The 19,964-nt window shown below is 73.3% G+C and carries 18 protein-coding genes; 16 read left to right on the top strand and 2 right to left on the bottom strand.

From position 1 onward, the window contains the following. Nucleotides 1–377 precede the first annotated feature (377 nt). The 12 genes from pyrG (at nucleotide 378) to ABT354_RS23850 (ending at nucleotide 14,864) form a co-directional block, all read left to right on the top strand. Nucleotides 378–2,027, top strand: a complete 1,650-nt coding sequence (gene pyrG, locus ABT354_RS23905; RefSeq protein ID WP_351497097.1) for a CTP synthase — start codon at nucleotides 378–380, stop codon at nucleotides 2,025–2,027. Between the two features lie 132 nt (nucleotides 2,028–2,159). Then, nucleotides 2,160–2,798 carry an NUDIX domain-containing protein gene (locus tag ABT354_RS23900; RefSeq protein ID WP_351497096.1) on the top strand — a complete coding sequence of 213 codons (639 nt, stop codon included), beginning with the start codon at nucleotides 2,160–2,162 and terminating at the stop codon, nucleotides 2,796–2,798. A gap of 263 nt (nucleotides 2,799–3,061) precedes the next feature. Beyond that, nucleotides 3,062–5,308 (top strand): tetratricopeptide repeat protein, encoded by a 2,247-nt coding sequence (locus tag ABT354_RS23895; RefSeq protein ID WP_351497094.1) that lies wholly within the window; start codon nucleotides 3,062–3,064, stop codon nucleotides 5,306–5,308. A gap of 145 nt (nucleotides 5,309–5,453) precedes the next feature. Next, entirely contained in the window at nucleotides 5,454–6,569 is a 1,116-nt protein-coding gene (ald, locus tag ABT354_RS23890; protein ID WP_351497142.1) for an alanine dehydrogenase, read from the top strand. A gap of 580 nt (nucleotides 6,570–7,149) precedes the next feature. After that, the gene (locus ABT354_RS23885; RefSeq protein ID WP_351497140.1) at nucleotides 7,150–8,175 is read left to right on the top strand and encodes a ParA family protein; all 1,026 of its coding nucleotides are present in this window, start codon (nucleotides 7,150–7,152) and stop codon (nucleotides 8,173–8,175) included. Then, nucleotides 8,160–8,717, top strand: coding sequence for a hypothetical protein (locus ABT354_RS23880; protein ID WP_351497092.1), 558 nt, complete (start codon nucleotides 8,160–8,162; stop codon nucleotides 8,715–8,717). Before ABT354_RS23885 ends, ABT354_RS23880 begins: the two co-directional genes overlap by 16 nt. A 72-nt stretch (nucleotides 8,718–8,789) precedes the next feature. After that, entirely contained in the window at nucleotides 8,790–9,923 is a 1,134-nt protein-coding gene (locus ABT354_RS23875) for a segregation/condensation protein A (RefSeq protein WP_351497090.1), read from the top strand. Beyond that, nucleotides 9,920–10,525: an SMC-Scp complex subunit ScpB gene (gene scpB / locus ABT354_RS23870; RefSeq protein ID WP_351497088.1), complete on the top strand. Its 606-nt coding sequence runs from the start codon at nucleotides 9,920–9,922 to the stop codon at nucleotides 10,523–10,525. Before ABT354_RS23875 ends, scpB begins: the two co-directional genes overlap by 4 nt. Further along, the gene (locus tag ABT354_RS23865) at nucleotides 10,525–11,817 is read left to right on the top strand and encodes a pseudouridine synthase (RefSeq protein ID WP_351497087.1); all 1,293 of its coding nucleotides are present in this window, start codon (nucleotides 10,525–10,527) and stop codon (nucleotides 11,815–11,817) included. The genes scpB and ABT354_RS23865 overlap by 1 nt, the downstream gene beginning before the upstream one ends. A 266-nt stretch (nucleotides 11,818–12,083) precedes the next feature. Beyond that, complete coding sequence (locus ABT354_RS23860) at nucleotides 12,084–12,830, top strand: NUDIX hydrolase (RefSeq protein ID WP_351497085.1); 747 nt, start codon at nucleotides 12,084–12,086, stop codon at nucleotides 12,828–12,830. Next, nucleotides 12,827–13,876 carry an ADP-ribosylglycohydrolase family protein gene (locus ABT354_RS23855; protein WP_351497083.1) on the top strand — a complete coding sequence of 350 codons (1,050 nt, stop codon included), beginning with the start codon at nucleotides 12,827–12,829 and terminating at the stop codon, nucleotides 13,874–13,876. The genes ABT354_RS23860 and ABT354_RS23855 overlap by 4 nt, the downstream gene beginning before the upstream one ends. Nucleotides 13,877–14,099: 223 nt before the next feature. Next, nucleotides 14,100–14,864, top strand: coding sequence for a nucleotidyltransferase domain-containing protein (locus tag ABT354_RS23850; RefSeq protein ID WP_351497081.1), 765 nt, complete (start codon nucleotides 14,100–14,102; stop codon nucleotides 14,862–14,864). Here ABT354_RS23850 and ABT354_RS23845 read toward each other — a convergent pair. After that, nucleotides 14,781–15,533 carry a nucleotidyltransferase domain-containing protein gene (locus ABT354_RS23845; RefSeq protein WP_351497079.1) on the bottom strand — a complete coding sequence of 251 codons (753 nt, stop codon included), beginning with the start codon at nucleotides 15,531–15,533 and terminating at the stop codon, nucleotides 14,781–14,783. The two genes, ABT354_RS23850 and ABT354_RS23845, sit on opposite strands and share 84 nt — an antisense overlap. Nucleotides 15,534–15,698: 165 nt before the next feature. Between ABT354_RS23845 and ABT354_RS23840 the strand changes: the two genes are divergently transcribed. Further along, complete coding sequence (locus ABT354_RS23840) at nucleotides 15,699–16,784, top strand: prephenate dehydrogenase (RefSeq protein WP_351497077.1); 1,086 nt, start codon at nucleotides 15,699–15,701, stop codon at nucleotides 16,782–16,784. A 20-nt stretch (nucleotides 16,785–16,804) separates the two neighbouring features. On the opposite strand, the gene ABT354_RS23835 is transcribed toward ABT354_RS23840, so the two are convergent. After that, nucleotides 16,805–16,951, bottom strand: a complete 147-nt coding sequence (locus ABT354_RS23835; protein WP_351497075.1) for a hypothetical protein — start codon at nucleotides 16,949–16,951, stop codon at nucleotides 16,805–16,807. A gap of 77 nt (nucleotides 16,952–17,028) precedes the next feature. On the opposite strand from ABT354_RS23835, the gene cmk reads away from it, so the two are divergent. From cmk to der, 3 genes are all read left to right on the top strand, one after another. After that, nucleotides 17,029–17,721 carry a (d)CMP kinase gene (cmk, locus tag ABT354_RS23830; protein ID WP_351497073.1) on the top strand — a complete coding sequence of 231 codons (693 nt, stop codon included), beginning with the start codon at nucleotides 17,029–17,031 and terminating at the stop codon, nucleotides 17,719–17,721. Between the two features lie 74 nt (nucleotides 17,722–17,795). After that, nucleotides 17,796–18,389 carry a lysophospholipid acyltransferase family protein gene (locus tag ABT354_RS23825; protein ID WP_351497138.1) on the top strand — a complete coding sequence of 198 codons (594 nt, stop codon included), beginning with the start codon at nucleotides 17,796–17,798 and terminating at the stop codon, nucleotides 18,387–18,389. A gap of 56 nt (nucleotides 18,390–18,445) precedes the next feature. After that, nucleotides 18,446–19,894, top strand: coding sequence for a ribosome biogenesis GTPase Der (der, locus tag ABT354_RS23820; protein ID WP_351497071.1), 1,449 nt, complete (start codon nucleotides 18,446–18,448; stop codon nucleotides 19,892–19,894). Nucleotides 19,895–19,964 lie beyond the last annotated feature (70 nt).

Here is a 19,964-nt window from a genome sequence, read left to right as displayed (position 1 = left end):
TGTTTCACCCGTCGCCCGCCGCACCCTGCTCAAATGAGCGCACCCCTGCGCGTTCCTTCGGCAAAGCGAAGTGTCCGCAGGATACGACGCACAACGCCATCACGCGTGGCGGTCTCGACAACCGGTCTGCTCCGAACGGGTGAGCCAAGGGTGAGCGCCTGGTGAGAGGCGTACGCAGGCGCGTACGGAGGTGATGGCGCGTGGCCGGAAGCACTCTCCTCCGGTCGCTGATACCCTGGTACCCCGTGGACCGGAGCATGCCTGCGCCCCCGCAGGAGCCCCGAAACCGCAGCGACGGCACCCCCTGACCGATGGGGAGGACCGCCGGAACGCAGCCTCTCTCTCACCCTCGCGACCACGGGAGCCCCCCTTTGGCGATGCCGCCCAAATCCATGACGACCAAGCACATCTTCGTCACCGGGGGTGTCGCCTCCTCCCTCGGCAAGGGCCTGACGGCCTCCAGCCTGGGCGCCCTGCTCAAGGCGCGGGGACTGCGGGTCACGATGCAGAAGCTCGACCCCTACCTCAATGTCGACCCGGGCACGATGAACCCGTTCCAGCACGGAGAGGTGTTCGTCACCAACGACGGCGCCGAGACCGACCTGGACATCGGCCACTACGAGCGCTTCCTCGACGTCGACCTCGACGGCTCCGCGAACGTCACCACCGGGCAGGTCTACTCTCAGGTGATCGCCAAGGAGCGGCGCGGTGAGTACCTCGGCGACACCGTCCAGGTCATCCCGCACATCACCAACGAGATCAAGCACCGCATCCGGCGCATGGCCACCGACGACGTCGATGTGGTCATCACCGAGGTCGGCGGCACCGTCGGCGACATCGAGTCGCTGCCCTTCCTGGAGACCGTCCGCCAGGTCCGCCACGAGGTCGGCCGGGACAACGTCTTCGTGGTCCACATCTCGCTGCTGCCCTACATCGGCCCCTCCGGCGAGCTGAAGACCAAGCCCACCCAGCACTCGGTCGCCGCGCTGCGCAACATCGGCATCCAGCCCGACGCCATCGTGCTCCGCGCCGACCGTGATGTCCCCATCGCCATCAAGCGCAAGATCTCCCTGATGTGCGACGTGGACGAGGCCGCCGTGGTCGCCGCCATCGACGCCAAGTCGATCTACGACATCCCCAAGGTGCTCCACACCGAGGGCCTGGACGCCTATGTCGTCCGCAAGCTGGACCTGCCCTTCCGCGATGTCGACTGGTCGACCTGGGACGATCTCCTCGACCGGGTCCACAACCCGGCCCACGAGGTCACCGTCGCCCTGGTCGGCAAGTACATCGACCTCCCCGACGCCTATCTCTCGGTGACCGAGGCGCTGCGCGCCGGCGGCTTCGCCAACCGGGCCCGGGTCAAGGTCAAGTGGGTCACCTCCGACGACTGCAAGACGGCCGCCGGCGCCGCCCGCCAGCTCTCCGACGTGGACGCCATCTGCATCCCCGGCGGCTTCGGCGACCGGGGCGTCAGCGGCAAGGTCGGCGCGATCCAGTACGCCCGCGAGAACAAGATCCCGCTGCTCGGGCTCTGCCTGGGCCTCCAGTGCATCGTGATCGAGGCGGCCCGTAATCTCGCCGCGATCCCCGAGGCCAACTCCACCGAGTTCGACGCCGCCACCGCCCACCCGGTGATCTCCACCATGGAGGAGCAGCTGGCGTACGTCGAGGGCGCGGGCGACCTCGGCGGCACCATGCGGCTCGGCCTCTACCCGGCCAAGCTGGCCGAGGGCTCCATCGTGCGCGAGGTCTACGACGACCAGCCGTATGTGGAGGAGCGCCACCGCCACCGCTACGAGGTGAACAACGCCTACCGTGCCGAGCTGGAGAAGAAGGCGGGCATCGTCTTCTCCGGCACCAGCCCCGACAACAAGCTGGTCGAGTACGTGGAGTACCCGCGCGAGGTGCACCCCTACCTGGTGGCCACCCAGGCCCACCCGGAGCTGCGCTCCCGCCCGACCCGCCCGCACCCCCTCTTCGCCGGTCTGGTGAAGGCGGCCGTGGCGCGTCGCACCGCGAGCTGACGGCGGGCACGGCCCCGGCGGAGCGCACCGCGCCCGCCGGGACCGTGACCCCCAGGCGTTACCGTTGACCGGGGTACGTGTCCAAGTGACGACATGTACCCCGGTCGACGTTTTCGCGGGAGGACAGCGCACATGGACAGGACCGCACCGAAGGTGGACACCCCCGAGGAGTGGCGGGTCATCGCGACCGCGACACCGTTCCGGGGCAACAAGACCAGCGTCCGCACGGACGACGTGGTCATGCCCGACGGCCAGGTGGTGCGCCGGGACTACCAGGTGCACCCCGGATCGGTCGCGGTGCTCGCCCTCGACGCCTCGGGCCGGGCCGTGGTGCTGCGCCAGTACCGCCACCCCGTGCGCCACAAGCTCTGGGAGATCCCCGCCGGGCTGCTCGACGTACCGGGGGAGAACCCGCTCCACGCCGCCCAGCGGGAGCTGTACGAGGAGGCCCATGTCAAGGCCGACGAGTGGCGGGTGCTGACCGATGTCTACACCACCCCCGGCGGCTGCGACGAGGCGGTACGGATCTTCCTCGCCCGGGGTCTCTCGGAGGCCGAGGGCGAGCGGTACGACGTCTCCGAGGAGGAGGCGGACATGGAGCTGGCCCGGGTGCCGCTGACCGATCTGGTACGGGGCGCGCTCGCCGGGGAGCTGCACAACACCTGCCTGGTGACGGGCGTCCTCGCGGCGGCCGCCGCGCTCGCGGGCGAGGGCTTCGACGCGCTGCGCCCGGCGGACGCGCCCTGGCCGGCCCGGCCCTTCACCGCCTAGCCCTTCACCATCTAGCGGCTTCGCTTCCCATCCGAAGAGCCCCGAGCCCCGGGGCTCTTCGGATGGGACCCTTCGCAGGGGGCCCTTCGGCTGGGCCGGATGGCCGTATCAGTGCGATGATCTTTCGATCCTACTGATCCGATCAGGCGATATAACGGACACGTTCCTTCCGATCCGTCGCAGAGAGTGAACTACGCTCGTCGGAGTCCGAGCGGAATCCCGCCGGGCGCGACGGACGCACGGACTGGACGGGAGCGTGGCCCGTGACGGATCAGGCGGTGGACTCGGGCGGCCGGGCCGGCCCGGCCCGGGGCCAGTTCTGCGGTCGGCAGCGGGAGTTGGACTCCCTGCGCGCCGATATCGAACGGGCCGGTCTGGACACGATCGCGGGCCGCAAGGCGCCCCGCGCCCGGGTGCTGCTGATCGCCGGGCGGCCCGGCTCCGGACGGACCGCGCTCGCCGAACGGCTGGTCGAACGGATCGCCCCCGACTACCCGGACGGAGTCCTGCGGGCCCGGCTCACCGAGCCCGACGGCCGCCGGGTGCCCCCCGAGGAGACCGCCCGCGAGCTGCTGGAGACCCTCGGTATCGAGGGCCCGCCCGGCGCCGGTGAGGAGGAGCTGAGCCATCTGCTCCGCAAGGCGTTCACCGGCCGCCGCGCGCTGCTCCTCCTCGATGACGCCGCCGACGCCGAGCAGGTCGACGCGGTGCTCCCGGACGCCCCCGGCTGTCTGGTGGTCGCCGTCTCCGGCGGACCGCTCACCGGGATCCCCGATGTCCGCCCCTGCACCCTCGGCGGGATGGACCCCAAGTCCGCGATCGAACTGCTGACCGGGTACGCCGGGTCGGTCCGGGTCACCGTCGACCCGCAGGCCGCGGAATCCGTCGCCGAGGAGTGCGGCGGAATGCCCGCCGCCCTGGTCCTCGTCGGCGGCTGGCTCGCCGCCCGGCCCGCCCTCTCCGTCGCCGACGCCACCCGGCAGCTGCGGGCCCTGTCCGGCGACGGCGACGACGGGCCGCCCGGGGTCGCCCGGCCGCTGGTCCGCGCCTTCCACCTGGTCCACGGCTCGCTGCCGGCCGCCGCCGCCCGGCTGCTGCGGCTCTGCCATCTCGCCCCCGGGGGCCTGGTGGACGAGCACACCGCGGCCTCCCTCGGCGGCTGCTCCCTCTCCCAGGCCGGGGAGACGCTGGAGCGGCTCGCCGGCTGGGGCCTGCTCCACCGGGACGGGGACCGCTACCGGGTGCCGGGCGCGCTGGCCCCGCTGCTGCGGGCCGCCGCCGGCACCACCGACCGGCCCGAGGAGATCCGGCTGGCGCGCGCCCGGATGCTGGAGCGGACCGTCCGCAGGCTCCAGGCGTGCCGGGGGGTGACCGAGCCGCCCGGCTCCCCGGCCCGGGAGGCGCTGGACACCCTGCCGAACGGGCTGCGCTTCCCGGACGCGCGGGCCGCCGCCGAGTGGCTGCGGTCCCGCCAGTCCACCCTGCTGGCCGCGGCCCGGGTCGCCGTCGCCGACGGGGAGCTGGACACCCTGGCCCGGCGGCTGGTCTCCGCGCTGGTACGGGCGCTCGCCGCGCACCGGGGCACCGAGGCCGCCGCCTCCGAGCTGTACACCCTGCACGGTCTGGTGCTCTCGGTCGCCGAGCGCCGGGGGCTCCACCGGGAGGCCGCCGCCGCCCTGCTCAACCTGGGCGACCTCGACGCCGGGACCGGCCGTACCGAGGAGGCGCTCACCCGCTACCGGGCCGCGCTGGACGCCGGACGCCTCGCCCGCGACCCGTACGCGATCGGCAGGGCGATGGAATCCGTAGGCGGCGCCCACCAGGATCTGGGCGACTGGAACCGGGCCGCCGACTGGTACGGCAGAGCGCTGGTGGAGCGCCAGACCCGGGGGGAGCGCGCCGACGAGGCCCGGCTGTACGGGCGGCTCGGCACCGTCCACACCTATGCCGGCCGCTACGGCGAGGCCCTGCGCCACTGGCGGGCCTCGGTCGCGGGCTACCGCCGGGTGGGGGACCTCCCCTCGCAGGCGAGGGCGCTGAGCGAGGTGGCCCGGGTGCAGGAGTACGCGGGCCGCCCCGAGGAGTCCGTGCAGACCTGCCGGCAGGCGGTGGAGTGGGCCCGCCGCTCCGGCGACCTGCGGCTTCAAGCGGCGCTTCAGCTCCGCCTGGCAGATACATGGGAGCGCCTCGGCGACCCGGCCGCCGCCCGGCTGCACCGCGGCACCGCGCGGCGGATGCTGGACGAGTCGGCGGACGGACGGCAGGCGCCGGAAGCGGACGACCCGGGGAGCCGGTCGTCCCGGCCGGACCCGGCGGGGCCGGGCGCCCGGCCGGCGGGAAGGAGTGCCGGGGCGGCGGGGGATCCCGCGCCCGCCCCGGGGCCGAAGGGACGGGCCCGCACGGCCGACCGCACCGGCGGTCGGGGCGCGGACGGCACGTCCGGAGAGGCAGAGAAAGGCAGGAGAGGCGGTTCTGCCTGCGAAATCCGTAGTGCCCTTGCTGAAGATTAGTGGTTTGCAAGGCTAGACAGCGCGTACTCCTTCATTAGACTGGCTCCACCGCGTCTTTTCCGTGGTGTCTCCCGGTGCGCCCCCCGTTGCCGGGTATGTATGGAATAACCCTCCTGTATCCCCTGAGCCAAGGACCGTGATCGACGTGAAGGTCGGCATCCCCCGCGAGGTCAAGAACAACGAGTTCCGGGTGGCGATCACCCCCGCCGGTGTGCACGAGCTGGTGCGCCACGGCCATGAGGTGTTCGTGGAGCAGCACGCCGGTGTCGGCTCCTCGATCACGGACGACGAGTACCTGGCCGCCGGTGCCCGGATCCTGCCCACCGCCGACGAGGTCTGGGCCACCGCCGACCTGCTGCTGAAGGTCAAGGAGCCCATCGCCGAGGAGTACCACCGCCTCCGCAAGGACCAGACCCTCTTCACCTACCTCCACCTCGCGGCCTCCCGTGAGTGCACCGACGCCCTGGTGGCCTCCGGCACCACCGCCATCGCCTATGAGACGGTCGAGACCGCTACCCGCGCCCTGCCGCTGCTCGCCCCGATGTCCGAGGTCGCGGGACGGCTCGCCCCGCAGGTCGGCGCCTACCACCTGATGCGCTCGGCCGGCGGCCGGGGCATCCTCCCCGGCGGTGTCCCGGGCACCCACGCGGGCCGCGCCGTGGTCATCGGCGCCGGTGTCTCCGGCTGGAGCGCCACCCAGATAGCCGTCGGCATGGGCTTCCACGTCACCCTGCTCGACCGGGACATCCACAAGCTGCGCGAGGCGGACAAGGTCTTCGGGACCAAGGTCCAGACGATCGTCTCCAACGCCTTCGAGCTGGAGCAGGCCGTCGTCCAGGCCGACCTGGTCATCGGCGCGGTGCTCATCCCCGGCGCCAAGGCCCCCAAGCTGGTCACCAACGAGCTGGTCGCCAAGATGAAGCCCGGAAGTGTCCTTGTCGACATCGCGATCGACCAGGGCGGCTGCTTCGAGGACTCGCGTCCCACCACCCACGCCGAGCCGACCTTCACCGTCCACGACTCGGTCTTCTACTGCGTCGCCAACATGCCCGGCGCGGTCCCGCACACCTCGACCTACGCGCTCACCAACGCGACGCTCCCGTACATCGTGGAACTCGCCAACCGGGGCTGGACCGAGGCGCTCCGCCGTGACCCGGCGCTGGCGCTCGGCCTCAACACCCATGACGGACAGGTCGTGTACGGGCCGGTCGCCGAGGCCCACGGGCTGCCGCTGACCCCCCTGCACACCCTGCTCGGCTGAGGGTTCCGCACCCCCCCTGCGGCCCCGGGGCGGGTCAACCCGCCGCCGTCAACATCGCCCACCCGGCCGGACCTTGCCCCGCGAGGTCCGGCCGGTGGCATGTTCGGTGGTGTGTTCGGTGGTGTTCCGGCGGGCGCGGCGGCGTGCGGCCCGGCGATGGAGCGGTCAACTCGCCGCGAACGCAACGCTTCCACCGATTCGCACACCCCCGGAACTCCGGCGACACCGCCGGTCCGAAGGGGCGCGCACCCTTGACAGAACGGTGTTCCGTTGCCGACACATCGGGCCGGGTCCGGCGCATTGTGTTGCTGCGGAGCGGTGACACGCCATAGAGTCGCCAACCGTCGGCATGGTGCCACGCTGACCTATCGATAAAGTCCTGGTCACATCCAAGGAGGTAAGACGACTTGTGAATGAGTCGACATTTACTCCCGGAGGTGGCCACGCGGTCGCACCCCTGCGAGGAGGGGCCCCCGCGTCCGGGCCGGGCGCTGTCGGCTCCGTAGCGGTCCGTTCTCCCGCGTCCCCAGCGTCTCCCGCGATCCGCCAGGACACCCCGCACATGACGACAGCCCACACGATGACGATGATGGACGGCCTACACGTGAACGCCACGGCCGGCAACGAGAGTGGCCGAGAGTCCACCCACTTCGCCGCTTACGAGGAACTCCCCGAGGGGCACTTCTACGACCCCGACGCCGAATACGAGCCCGACCCGGAGTACGCGGCCACCCTCGCGCCCGACGCCGCGCGGCAGCGCCGCGAGCGGATCGGTCCCACCGGGCGGCCCCTGCCGTACTTCCCCATCCCGGGCCCGCTGACCGACCACGGCCCCGCGAAGATCATCGCGATGTGCAACCAGAAGGGCGGCGTGGGCAAGACCACGTCGACCATCAATCTGGGCGCCGCGCTCGCGGAGTACGGACGCCGGGTCCTGCTGGTCGACTTCGACCCCCAGGGCGCCCTCTCCGTCGGCCTCGGGGTCAACCCGATGGAACTCGACCTGACCGTCTACAACCTGCTCATGGAGCGGGGCATGTCGGCGGACGAGGTGCTGCTGAAGACCGCGGTCCCCAATATGGACCTGCTGCCGAGCAATATCGACCTCTCGGCCGCCGAGGTGCAGCTGGTGAGCGAGGTCGCGCGCGAGTCCACGCTCCAGCGGGCGCTGAAGCCGCTGCTGTCCGACTACGACTACATCGTGATCGACTGTCAGCCCTCCCTCGGTCTGCTCACGGTCAACGCGCTGACGGCGGCTCACAAGGTGATCGTGCCGCTGGAGTGCGAGTTCTTCGCCCTGCGCGGCGTCGCGCTGCTCACCGAGACCATCGAGAAGGTCCAGGAGCGGCTCAACCCCGAGCTGGAGCTGGACGGCATCCTCGCCACGATGTACGACTCCCGCACGGTGCACAGCCGTGAGGTGCTGGCCCGGGTGGTCGAGGCGTTCGACGACCACGTCTACCACACCGTCATCGGGCGTACGGTCCGCTTCCCGGAGACCACGGTCGCCGGTGAGCCGATCACCACCTACGCGTCGAATTCGGTCGGCGCCGCCGCGTACCGCCAGCTCGCCAGGGAGGTGCTCGCCCGGTGTCACGCCGAGTGAGTCTGCCCGGCGCCGACGAGCTGTTCCGTACCACCGGCGGGAGCGCCCTCCAGTCGTCGTCGCCGCGCGGCAGGGCGGCGGAGGGGGCCCGGGTGCCCCCGCCCCCGGCGGAGAGCGATCCGCCGGCGAGCGGGACGGCCCCCGGCGGCGAGCACCCCGGCTCCGCCCAGGGCACCGGCGGGGAGGGGCGTGGCCGGGCCGAGGAGCCCACGGCGGGCTCCGTGCCGCCGATCCCCCGCAGCCGCCGCTCCCAGGCCGCCCAGACGGCCCAGGAGGGCGCCGGGGCCCCGGCACGGCGTGCCCCCCGGGGCCGGTCGAACCGCCGCCCCAGCGGGCGGGAGCGCCATGACGAGAAGATCACGGTCTATGTCTCCGCCGAGGAGCTGATGGACCTCGAACACGCCCGGCTGGTGCTCCGGGGCGAGCACGGGCTCGCGGTGGACCGGGGGCGGATCGTGCGCGAGGCGGTCGCGGTCGTCCTGGCCGATCTGGAACAGCGCGGCGACGCGAGCATTCTCGTACGACGGCTGCGGGGCCGCTGAGGGTAGCCTCGCGCTGGCCCCTCCCCGTGGGCGTGGGCCGGCCGCCTTCCGCTCCCCCTGTTTGGACCCCCGATGCCCCCGACCGACCAGCCCCGTCCCCCGCGCCGTGTCCTGGGCGGGGGACCCGGGGCGGTACGGGGGAGCGCGCCGGGGATCCGCGTACCCGCACCGGCTCCGGAGGCCGCGCCGGAACCCGCGCCGGAGGCCGTCCCCGCACCGGCACCGGAAGAGGCCGGGGAGCCGGTGGTGGACGCGGCGCCGGAGGACACCCCCGTACCGGAAGACACCCCCGTACCGGCGGACACCCCCGTACCGGAAGCGGAGGCAGAGCCGGAATCAGGGCCTGAGGCGGAGCCCGAGGCCGGGGACGACCGCCGGTTCACCGTCCGGCTCGCCAACTTCGAGGGCCCCTTCGATCTGCTGCTCCAGCTCATCTCCAAACACAAGCTGGATGTCACCGAGGTCGCCCTCTCCAAGGTCACCGATGAGTTCATGGCGCACCTCCACGCCCTGGGCGACGACTGGGACCTCGACCAGACCACCGAGTTCCTGGTCGTCGCCGCCACCCTGCTCGAGCTCAAGGCGGCCCGGCTGCTGCCCGCCGCCGAGGTCGAGGACGAGGCCGACCTCGCCCTGCTGGAGGCGCGCGACCTGCTCTTCGCCCGGCTGCTCCAGTACCGCGCGTACAAACAGATCGCCCAGATCCTCGCCGACCGGCTGGAGGCCGAGGGACGCCGCTTCCCCCGGACCGTCGGGCTGGAACCGCACCATGCCGAGCTGCTGCCCGAGGTCGTCATCAGCATCGGCCCGGAGGGGTTCGCCCGGCTCGCGGCCAAGGCGTCCAGGCCCCGGCCCCGGCCCGAGGTCTATGTCGACCACATCCACGCCCCCCTCGTCAGCGTGCGCGAGCAGGGCGAGCTGGTCGTCGCCCTGCTGCGGGAGCGCGGCCGGGCCAGCTTCCGGGAGCTGGCCGAGGGGGCGGCGGACACCCTGACCGTCGTCGCCCGCTTCCTCGCCCTGCTGGAGCTGTACCGGGACCGGGCGGTCGCCCTGGACCAGCCCGAGGCCCTGGGGGAGCTGCTGGTCAGCTGGACCGGCGGGGACGCGGTGGCCACCGTCACGGACGAGTTCGACCGGGCTCCGGACCTCCCGGACCCGGCGGGGGAGAAGAGCGGCAGCAGCGAGAGGGAGAAGGACCCGGCGTGAGCGATCTCAAGCCCGCCCTGGAGGCCGTCCTCATGGTGGTGGACGAGCCCGCCACCGAGGAGCACCTGGCCAGGATCCTGGAGCAGCCGCGCCGGGCCGTCACCGACGCGCTGTGCGAGCTGGCCGACGAGTACACCGTCCAGCGCCGGGGCTTTGAGCTGCGGCTGGTCGCGGGCGGCTGGCGGTTCTACGCCCGCCCCGAGCACTCCGCCGCCGTGGAGCGCTTCGTCCTCGACGGCCAGCAGGCCCGGCTCACCCAGGCCGCCCTGGAGACCCTGGCGGTCGTCGCCTACCGTCAGCCGGTCGGCCGATCCCGGGTCTCCGCCGTGCGCGGAGTGAACTGCGACGGGGTGCTGCGCACCCTGCTCCAGCGCGGTCTGGTCGAGGAGGCGGGCACGGAACCCGAAACAGGTGCGATCCTGTATAGGACGACGAACCATTTCCTGGAGCGGATGGGCCTGCGCGGCCTGGACGAGCTGCCGGAGCTGGCGCCCTTCCTCCCCGAGGCCGACGCGGTCGAGGCCGAGACGGAGGAAGGCGTACCGTCGTTCGATCCGGACGCTCCGGACAGTGACCCAGACCATCCAACGACGGAACTTTGATGCGAAGCAGCGGCAGGAACAGCGGGAACAGCGGCGGTCGGGGCAACTCCCGGGGCGGTAGCGGCGACGGTCGGGGCACTTCCCGGGGTGGCGGCGGCGACAGCCGGGGCGGCTCCCGGGGCGGTAGTGGCGACAGCCGGGGCGGTTCCCGGGGTGGCCCCCGGGGCGGCGACGCTCGCGGTGGCTCCCGGGGTGGCGGCGACAGCCGGGGTGGCTTCCGGGGCGGCAGCGGCGACGGCCGGGGCACCCCCACCCGGGGTGCCGGGAAGGGCCGGGACGACCAGCAGAAGCGCTCCGACCGGCCCCGTCCCGAGGAGCGCCGTTACGACGTAGGCGGTTTCTCCGGCGGTCCCGGTGGCTCCGGCGGCCCCGGTGGCGGCCCGAAGAAGGGGCGCGGCACGGCGGCGCGGGGAGGGGCCAAGGGCGGCCCCAAGCAGTCCCCCCAGCGCGCCGCGGGCGGGCGTTCCACCCCGGCCCGCTCACGTGAGTACGACGCCCGTACCGAGGAGCGGAACCGCGAGCGCTATGCGAACCGCCCCGAGATCAAGACCCCCAAGACCTTCGGGGAGCAGGAGGGCGAGCGGCTCCAGAAGGTGCTGGCGCGGGCCGGTATGGGGTCCCGCCGGGCGTGCGAGGAGCTGATCGAGGCCAGCCGGGTCGAGGTCAACGGCGAGATCGTGGTCGAGCAGGGCCTCCGGGTCGACCCGGAGAAGGACGAGATCAAGGTCGACGGGCTGACCGTGGCGACCCAGTCGCACATCTTCTTCGCGCTGAACAAGCCGGCGGGTGTCGTCTCCACCATGGAGGACCCCGACGGGCGCCAGTGCCTGGGCGACTACGTCACCAACCGCGAGACCCGGCTCTTCCACGTCGGCCGTCTCGACACCGAGACCGAGGGCATCATCCTCCTCACCAACCACGGTGAGCTGGCCCACCGGCTGACGCACCCGCGCTACGGGGTGAAGAAGACCTATCTCGCCGCCATCCAGGGCCCGCTGCCGCGCGATCTCGGCAAGCGGCTCAAGGACGGTGTCCCGCTGGAGGACGGCTACGCCCGTGCCGACCACTTCCGCGTGGTCGAGAACACCGGCAAGAACTACCTGGTCGAGGTGGTCCTCCACGAGGGCCGCAAGCACATCGTGCGCCGGATGCTGTCCGAGGCGGGCTTCCCCGTCGACCGGCTGGTGCGGACGGCCTTCGGGCCGATCGGCCTCGGCGACCAGAAGTCGGGGTGGCTGCGCCGCCTCACCAACACCGAGGTCGGCATGCTGATGAAGGAGGTCGGTCTCTAGACCGTCCCCCGGCTCCGGCGGGCGACCGCCCGACGCCCTGAAGAAGCCCGCGATCCGCCCGGTCGCGGGCTTCTTCGGCTCTTGCGCCGGGTCCCGCCCCCGCTTTATGGTCAAAGTGACCACTTAAAAGTGTCGGAGTGACCATGCACGGGGGCCGCCGTATGGCCGAGCACGCCGCAGAACCTGCCGCGGGACATACCGGGGGGCGTACCGGGGGAGATCCGGCCGGGCCCGCCGCAGGACACCTGGCCCGGTGGCCCGCCGCCGTGCCGGACCACGTCGCCGTGCCGGACGGCGACTACGACCCCCGTGCCTTCCCGCCCTTCGCCGTCGCCGTCGACCTCGCCGTCTTCACCGTCCGCGACGCCCGCCTCCAGGTCCTGCTGGTCCGCCGGGGCGAGCACCCCCACCGCGGCGCCTGGGCGCTCCCCGGCGGCTTCGTCCGCCCCGAGGAGTCCGCCGGCGAGGCCGCCCGCCGGGAGCTGGCCGAGGAGACCGGGCTCTCCCGGGAGACCGTCCGCGGCCTCCATCTGGAGCAGCTGCGCACCTACAGCGACCCCCGCCGGGACCCCCGGATGCGGGTGGTCTCCGTCGCCCACACCGCCCTCCTGCCCGATCTGCCCGAACCGAGGGGCGGCGGTGACGCGGCCCACGCCCAGTGGGTCCCCCGGGACGGTGCCGGGCCGCTCGCCTTCGACCACGGGCTGATCCTCGCCGACGCCCACGACCGGATCCGCGCCAAGCTCGAATACACCTGTCTGGCCACCGCCTTCTGCCCGCCCGAGTTCACCCTCGGGGAGCTGCAACAGGTCTACGAGACGGTCTGGGGCGTCCCGCTCGACCGGCCCAACTTCCGGCGGAAGGTCCTCGCGACACCCGGCTTCGTGGAGCCGGTCCAGGGCCCGCCGCGTCCCACCGGCGGCCGGGGGAAACCGGCCGCGCTCCACCGTGCGGGCCCCGCCTCCGTGCTGCACCCGCCGCTTCTGCGACCGGAAGGACGTCCCCAGCCATGACGACCCCGTACCGACTCCAGCGGCTCCCCGGGAGCGGCCCCCGGCACGCCGCCACCGGCGCGCTCACCGGGCTCGCCCTCGGTGACGCCCTGGGTTTCCCCACCGAGTTCGACGACGTCCCCCGGATCCTCGCCACGTGCGGCCCCTGGCGGGAGATGGCCCTGCCCACGCCCGCCTTCGTCACCGACGACACCCAGATGACCCTCGCCGTGGGCCGTGCCGTCCGCGACGCCATGGGCAGCGGGCCGCTCACCGCCACCCGGCTCACCGGGCCGCTGCGCGAGGAGTTCGTCGCCTGGTCCCGCTCCCCGGAGAACAACCGGGCCCCCGGCCACACCTGTCTGGTCGCCTGTGAGCTGCTCGCCGATCCCACCCTGCCCTGGGTCCGCGCCAGCCGTCTCGGCTCCAAGGGGTGCGGGGCCAATATGCGGGTGGCGCCGCTCGGGCTGGTCCCCGGACTCTCCGACGAGCAGCGCGCCGGGGCCGCCCAGCTCCAGGCCGCCCTCACCCATGGCCATCCCACCGCGCTGGCCGCCGCCGATCTGACCGCCCGCGCCGTCCATCTGCTGGCCCGGGGGACCGGTACCGAGCGGCTGGTGGAGCGGTTGCGGGCCTACGCGCTGGAGCACCGCGGCCACTACCACGAGCGCTGGCTGGGGCCGCTGTGGACCCTCGCCCCCGCCGACGCGGGGCCGGGGTCCTTCATGGCCCGGGGCTGGGACGAGTGCCTGGCCGTCCTGGACCGGCTGGCCGCCGCGCTGGCCGCGCCGGACCCGGAGGCGGACCCCTGCGAGGCCACCGGGGACGGCTGGATCGCCGAGGAGGCCCTGGCCACCGCCCTCCACTGCTTTCTGCTCTTCCCCGAGGAGCCGGTCACCGCGATCCGCCGGGCGGCCTGCACCCGGGGCGACTCCGACTCCATCGCCGCCATCACGGGCGCCCTCGCCGGGGCCCATCTCGGCGCGGACGCCTGGCCCGGGGAGTGGGCCGAGCGGGTCGAGTACCGCAGCGATCTGATCTCCCTGGGGGCGCTCTGGGACTCCTGACCCCGGGGCTCGGAACACCCCGGGGCTCCGGTGCACCCCGGGGCTCCGGTGCACCCCGGGGCTCCGGTGCACCCCGGGACGCCGGTAAGCCCCGGGGGCGCCGGGACCCCGGGACCCCGGGCCCTCGGGCTCCCGGGCCCACCGGCCCGCGCCCCGGGACCGGGCGGCCCGGAATCCCGCCCCCGTGCCCCGCCCGCCCCCGCCACCTGAGAATGTTGTGCCCATGACCGACCTTCAGGCCCTGGACCTGCGCGCTTTCGTCGCGACCTGTCCCGACCCGCTGCTCTTCGCCACCGTCTCCGGCGCCCATCTCTACGGCTTCCCCTCCCGGGACTCCGATGTGGACCTGCGCGGAGCGCATCTGCTCCCGGTGGCGGAGCTGATCGGGCTCGACGAGCCGGAGGAGACCCGGACCGTCATGGCCGACCACGACGGGGCCGAACTCGACCTCGTCACCCACGATCTGCGCAAGTTCGTCCGGCTGATGCTCCGCCGCAACGGCTATGTCCTGGAGCAGCTGCTCTCGCCGCTCGTCGTGCACACCACCGACGCCCACGCCGAACTGGTCGCCCTCGCCCCCGGGGTGCTCACCGTCCACCACGCCCACCACTACCACGGCTTCGCCCGCACCCAGGAGCGGCTCTTCGAGCGCACCGGTGAACTCAAGCCGCTGCTCTACACCTTCCGCGCCCTGCTCACCGGCGTCCATCTGATGCGCAGCGGACGGATCGAGGCCGATCTGACCCGGCTGGCCGGCGAGATCGACGCCGCCCCCGGCTATCTGCCCGAGCTGATCGCCGCGAAGGCGGAGGCCGAACACGGACCGGCCGCCGGGATCGACCCCGGCACCGTGGAGCGGGACATCGAGGAGCTGCACACCGTCCTGGAGGCCGCCCGGCTCGCGTCAGCGCTGCCCGACGCGGCCACCGTCCGTGCCGACCTCGCCGACTTCGTCGTCCGGACCCGGCTGGAGCCTCCCCAGCGCTGACGCCCGGCGCACCCGTACCAGGAAGTCCTCCACCCGGGCCCGGTCCGGCTCCTCGGGCAGCGGGGAGCCGGGGACCGCCCGCTCGGCCTCCTCGGCCGCCCGCTCCATCCAGGCGGCCACCCGGGGCCAGGGCAGCTCGCCCCGCCTGACCGCGAGCAGCCGCTCCCGCTCCGCGCTCCGGTCCAGCGTCAGCTCCCCGGTGCGCAGCAGGTCCCGGCAGGAGATCAGCAGCCGCAGCATGTGCACGGCGTGCTTCCAGTTCGGCTCGCCCCGCTCCCGCAGCCGGGTGTCGAGGCGCCGGCGCTGGCTCAGGGCGTAGCGGACGAAGGTGGTGTGCACCTGCCGGGAGAGAAAGGCCCCGCGCAGCTCCAGCAGCTCCCGCCCGGTGGCGTCGGCCCGCTCCACCAGCGGGGAGTACAGACACTCCAGGATGTTCGGGTTGGCCCGCAGCGCCAGCTCGCAGAAGCGCTCCAGCTCCCAGGAGAACTGCTCCTCGGCCGGCCCCTCCACATGGGTCGGCGGCTTCTCGAACCGCCAGTACAGCGGGGTCGGCGCGACGAAGACCCCCCGCCGGTCGGTGTCGCTGCGCCCGGTGGCCAGACCGAACGCCCGTGACCCCATGACGCAGGAATAGATCGTGTGGTCGCGCACCAGCTCATACGGGGTCATCCGCCCAGGTTAGAACGGTGCCCGGCGGGCCCGAAAGCCGGTTTTCCCGGGTGTGCGGCGGGCGGGTGGGCCAGCGGGACGGCCCTCCGCTGACTACGCTGAACGGAGCATCCGCAGACCTGTGTACCTCGGTGCCGCCGCCGCCCTGCGCAAGGACATCGCCCAGTGAGAACCGCCGTCGTCATCGGAACCGGCCTGATCGGTACGTCCGCAGCCCTCGCCCTGGTGGCGCGGGGCGTCACCGTCCATCTCATCGACCACGACCCCGAGCGGGCCCGGACCGCCGCCGCCCTCGGCGCGGGCACCGACGACCCGCTGGAGGGCCCGGTCGACCTCGCGATCATCGCGGTGCCCCCGGCGCACACCGCCACCGCGCTCGCCGACGCCCTGCGGGCCGGGATCGCCCGCGGCTGTCTCGATGTCGCCAGCGTCAAGGGCGGGCCCCGGCGGGAGCTGGAGGCGCTGGGTCTGGACCTCTCCGGGTACATCGGCACCCACCCCATGTCGGGCAAGGAGCGCTCGGGCCCGCTGGCCGCCTCCGCCGATCTCTTCGAGGGGCGGCCCTGGGTGCTCACCCCCACCCCGGAGACCGACACCGAGGTCCTCAATCTCGCCCTGGAGCTGGTGGCGCTCTGCCGGGCGGTGCCCGTGGTGATGGACGCCGACGCCCACGACCGGGCCGTGGCCCTGGTCTCGCACACCCCCCAGCTGGTCTCCTCGATGGTCGCCGCCCGGCTGCGGGAGGCGGACGAGACCGCGGTGCGCCTCTGCGGGCAGGGCATCCGCGATGTGACCCGGATCGCCGCCTCCGACCCCCGGATGTGGCTGGAGATCCTCGCCGCCAACCCCGGGCCGGTGGCCGACACCCTCGCCGGGATCGCCACCGACCTGGACGAGACGGTACGGGCGCTGCGCTCGCTGGAGTCCCCCGACGACGACAAGCGGGAGGACGGGGTCCTGGCGATCGAGGATGTGCTGCGGCGGGGGAACGCGGGCCGCGCCCGGGTGCCGGGCAAGCACGGGGCCGCCCCCGCGGCCTATGAGATCGTCGCCGTCCTCATCAGCGACCAGCCGGGCGAGCTGGCGCGGATCTTCGCCGACGCGGGCCGTGCCGCCGTCAATGTGGAGGATGTACGGATCGAGCACGCCACCGGGCAGCAGGCGGGTCTGGTGCAGCTGATGGTGGAGCCCTCGGCGGCGCCCGTGCTGTCGGCGGCGCTGCGGGAGCGCGGCTGGTCCATCCGCCAGTAGCCACCGGTACGGATCGGTGGTCACCGGTACGGGTCGGTGACCGGGGGCCCGGCGGCCGTCGCGGGGCCCCCGACCGGTGGTACGGGGGTGCCGTGCGGCCCTTCCCCCGGCGGTACGGGGATGCCGCCGGGGCGCTCGTCCGCCGGTGCGGCCGTACGTGTGTCCATGACGGGCCCGCGCACTCGGTAACCTTGTCCGGGGCCCACCGCACTTTCGCCCGGCCCCGCTCCCCACTCCAGGAAAGGTGTCCGACACCGTGGAATCCGTGATCGTCGCCATCGACGGCCCCGCCGGCACCGGCAAGTCGAGCACGTCCAGGGCGGTCGCCGCCGAACTCGGGCTCAGCTACCTGGACACGGGTGCGCAGTACCGGGCGATCACCTGGTGGATGATCAGCAACGGGGTCGACACCGCCGACGCCGACGCCGTGGCCTCCGCCGCCGAGAAGCCCTCGATCGTCTCCGGTACCGACCCGGCCGGTCCGACGATCACCGTCGACGGCGCGGACGCCTCCGGCCCCATCCGGACCCAGGAGGTCAGCTCCAAGGTCAGCGCGGTCAGCGCGGTCCCCGAGGTGCGGACCCTGATCACCGACCTCCAGCGCGCCATCGCCGCCGCCGCCCCCGAGGGCATCGTGGTCGAGGGCCGGGACATCGGCACCACCGTCCTCCCGGACGCCGACCTCAAGATCTTCCTGACCGCCTCCGCCGAGGCGCGGGCCGCCCGCCGCAGCGGTGAGCTGAAGGGCGCCGATCTGGCCGCCACCAAGGAAGCCCTGATCAAGCGGGACGCGGCCGACTCCAGCCGGAAGGCGTCCCCGCTGGCCAAGGCCGGCGACGCGGTCGAGGTGGACACCACCGACCTCACCCTTCAGCAGGTCATCGAGTGTGTCGTCACCCTGGTGCGCGAGGCCCGGGACCGGAAGGCCGGGAAGTGACCACCGCCGCCCCGCCGGCGGAGGCACCCTCCGCCCGGGGCGCGGGCGTGGGCCGGGGCATCGGTATCGGCCTGATGTACGGCCTGTGGCGGCCCCGGGTGCTCGGCGCCTGGCGGGTCCCGTCGGCGGGGCCGGTGATCCTCGCCGTCAACCACACGCATATCGTGGACGGCCCGATGCTGATGGGCACCGCGCCCCGGCCGGTCCACTTCCTGATCAAGAAGGAAGCCTTCATCGGCCCGCTCGACCCGTTTCTGCGGTCCATCGGGCAGCTGAAGGTGGACCGCTCCGGCACCGACCGCGCCGCGGTCACCGGGGCGCTGGGCGTCCTGGCCAACGACGGGGTCCTCGGGATCTTCCCGGAGGGCAGCCGGGGCGAGGGCGACTTCGCCTCGCTGCGGGCGGGCCTCGCCTACTTCGCGGTGCGCTCCGGGGCGCCGGTCGTCCCGGTGGCCGTGCTGGGCGGCGACGAGCGGCCCGGACGGCTGATCCCGAGGCTGCCCGCCCTCCGCGGCCGGGTGGATGTGGTCTTCGGACCCGCCTTCACCGCCGGGGACGGCAGTGGCCGCCGCACCCGCACGGCCCTGGACGAGGCCACCACCCGGATCCAGGAGCGGCTGCGCGCCCATCTGGGCAACGCCAGGCGCCTGACCGGCCGCGCCGGGTAAGACTTGAAGAGTGGACCGCCCCCGGCGGTCCTGTCGACGAACGAGGAACGGACTTCATGAACGACCAGCACGACCACGGAGCACTCGGCGACGCCGAGTACGCGGAGTTCATGGAGCTTGCCGCGGAAGAGGGGTTCGACCCGGAGGATGTCGAGAACGCGATCGACGCGGCGGGCCATGGCCCGCTGCCCGTTCTCGCCATCGTCGGCCGTCCCAACGTCGGTAAGTCGACCCTGGTGAACCGCATCATCGGCCGCCGTGAGGCCGTGGTGGAGGACCGTCCCGGCGTCACCCGCGACCGGGTGACCTACGAGGCCGAGTGGGCGGGCCGCCGCTTCAAGGTCGTCGACACCGGCGGCTGGGAGCAGGACGTCCTCGGGCTCGACGCCTCCGTCGCCGCCCAGGCCGAGTACGCCATCGAGGCCTCCGACGGGGTCGTCTTCGTCGTGGACGCCACCGTGGGCGCCACCGACACCGACGAGGCCGTCGTCAAGCTGCTGCGTCGGGCCGGCAAGCCCGTGGTGCTCTGCGCCAACAAGGTCGACGGCCCCAGCGGCGAGGCGGACGCCGCCGCGCTGTGGTCGCTGGGGCTCGGCGAGCCCCACCCGGTCTCCGCGCTGCACGGCCGGGGCACCGGCGACATGCTGGACGCCGTCCTGGACGCGCTCCCCGAGGCCCCCGAGCAGTCCTTCGGCACCGCCGTCGGCGGCCCCCGCCGGATCGCCCTCATCGGCCGCCCCAATGTCGGCAAGTCGTCGCTGCTGAACAAGGTGGCGCGGGAGGAGCGGGTCGTCGTCAACGAACTCGCCGGCACCACCCGTGACCCGGTGGACGAGCTGATCGAGCTGGGCGGCGTCACCTGGAAGTTCGTCGACACCGCCGGTATCCGCCGCCGGGTCCACCTCCAGGAAGGTGCCGACTACTACGCCTCCCTGCGGACCGCAGCCGCCGTCGAGAAGGCGGAGGTCGCGGTCGTCCTGATCGACGCCAGTGAGTCCATCAGCGTCCAGGACCAGCGGATCATCACCATGGCCGTCGAGGCGGGCCGGGCGATGGTGGTGGCCTTCAACAAGTGGGACACCCTGGACGAGGAGCGCCGCTACTACCTGGAGCGGGAGATCGAGACCGAGCTGGGCCAGATCGCCTGGGCTCCGCGGGTCAATGTCTCGGCGCTCACCGGCCGCCATATGGAGAAGCTGGTCCCGGCGATCGAGACCGCCCTCGCGGGCTGGGAGACCCGGGTCCCCACCGGCCGTCTCAACGCCTTCCTGGGCGAGCTGGTCGCCGCCCATCCGCACCCGATCCGGGGCGGCAAGCAGCCGAGGATCCTCTTCGGCACCCAGGCGGGCACCAAGCCGCCCCGGTTCGTCCTCTTCGCCTCCGGCTTCCTGGAGCACGGCTACCGCCGCTTCGTGGAGCGCAGGCTGCGCGAGGAGTTCGGCTTCGCCGGCACCCCGATCCACATCTCGGTGCGGGTGCGGGAGAAGCGCGGACGCAAGAAGTAGGACCGCGCACCCGTGCGCGTCGCCGCCCCGGCCGGTCCCGGTCCGGGGCGGCGCCATGTCCGCCCCGAGC

Source organism: Streptomyces sp. NPDC000594 (assembly GCF_040299965.1).
GTDB lineage: Bacteria > Actinomycetota > Actinomycetes > Streptomycetales > Streptomycetaceae > Streptomyces.
Note: the sequence above shows the minus strand (reverse complement) of the source record. Positions and strands in the feature narration are given on the sequence as shown.

Coding starts and splice junctions, on each gene's coding strand:
- pyrG (WP_351497097.1), top strand. CDS start 378: ATGCCGCCCAAATCCATGACGACCAAGCACATCTTCGTCACCGGGGGT.
- der (WP_351497071.1), top strand. CDS start 18,446: ATGAACGACCAGCACGACCACGGAGCACTCGGCGACGCCGAGTACGCG.
- ABT354_RS23850 (WP_351497081.1), top strand. CDS start 14,100: ATGACCGACCTTCAGGCCCTGGACCTGCGCGCTTTCGTCGCGACCTGT.
- ABT354_RS23885 (WP_351497140.1), top strand. CDS start 7,150: ATGACGATGATGGACGGCCTACACGTGAACGCCACGGCCGGCAACGAG.
- ABT354_RS23865 (WP_351497087.1), top strand. CDS start 10,525: ATGCGAAGCAGCGGCAGGAACAGCGGGAACAGCGGCGGTCGGGGCAAC.
- ABT354_RS23845 (WP_351497079.1), bottom strand. CDS start 15,533: ATGACCCCGTATGAGCTGGTGCGCGACCACACGATCTATTCCTGCGTC.
- ABT354_RS23900 (WP_351497096.1), top strand. CDS start 2,160: ATGGACAGGACCGCACCGAAGGTGGACACCCCCGAGGAGTGGCGGGTC.
- ABT354_RS23825 (WP_351497138.1), top strand. CDS start 17,796: ATGTACGGCCTGTGGCGGCCCCGGGTGCTCGGCGCCTGGCGGGTCCCG.
- ABT354_RS23875 (WP_351497090.1), top strand. CDS start 8,790: ATGCCCCCGACCGACCAGCCCCGTCCCCCGCGCCGTGTCCTGGGCGGG.
- ABT354_RS23855 (WP_351497083.1), top strand. CDS start 12,827: ATGACGACCCCGTACCGACTCCAGCGGCTCCCCGGGAGCGGCCCCCGG.
- ABT354_RS23835 (WP_351497075.1), bottom strand. CDS start 16,951: ATGGACACACGTACGGCCGCACCGGCGGACGAGCGCCCCGGCGGCATC.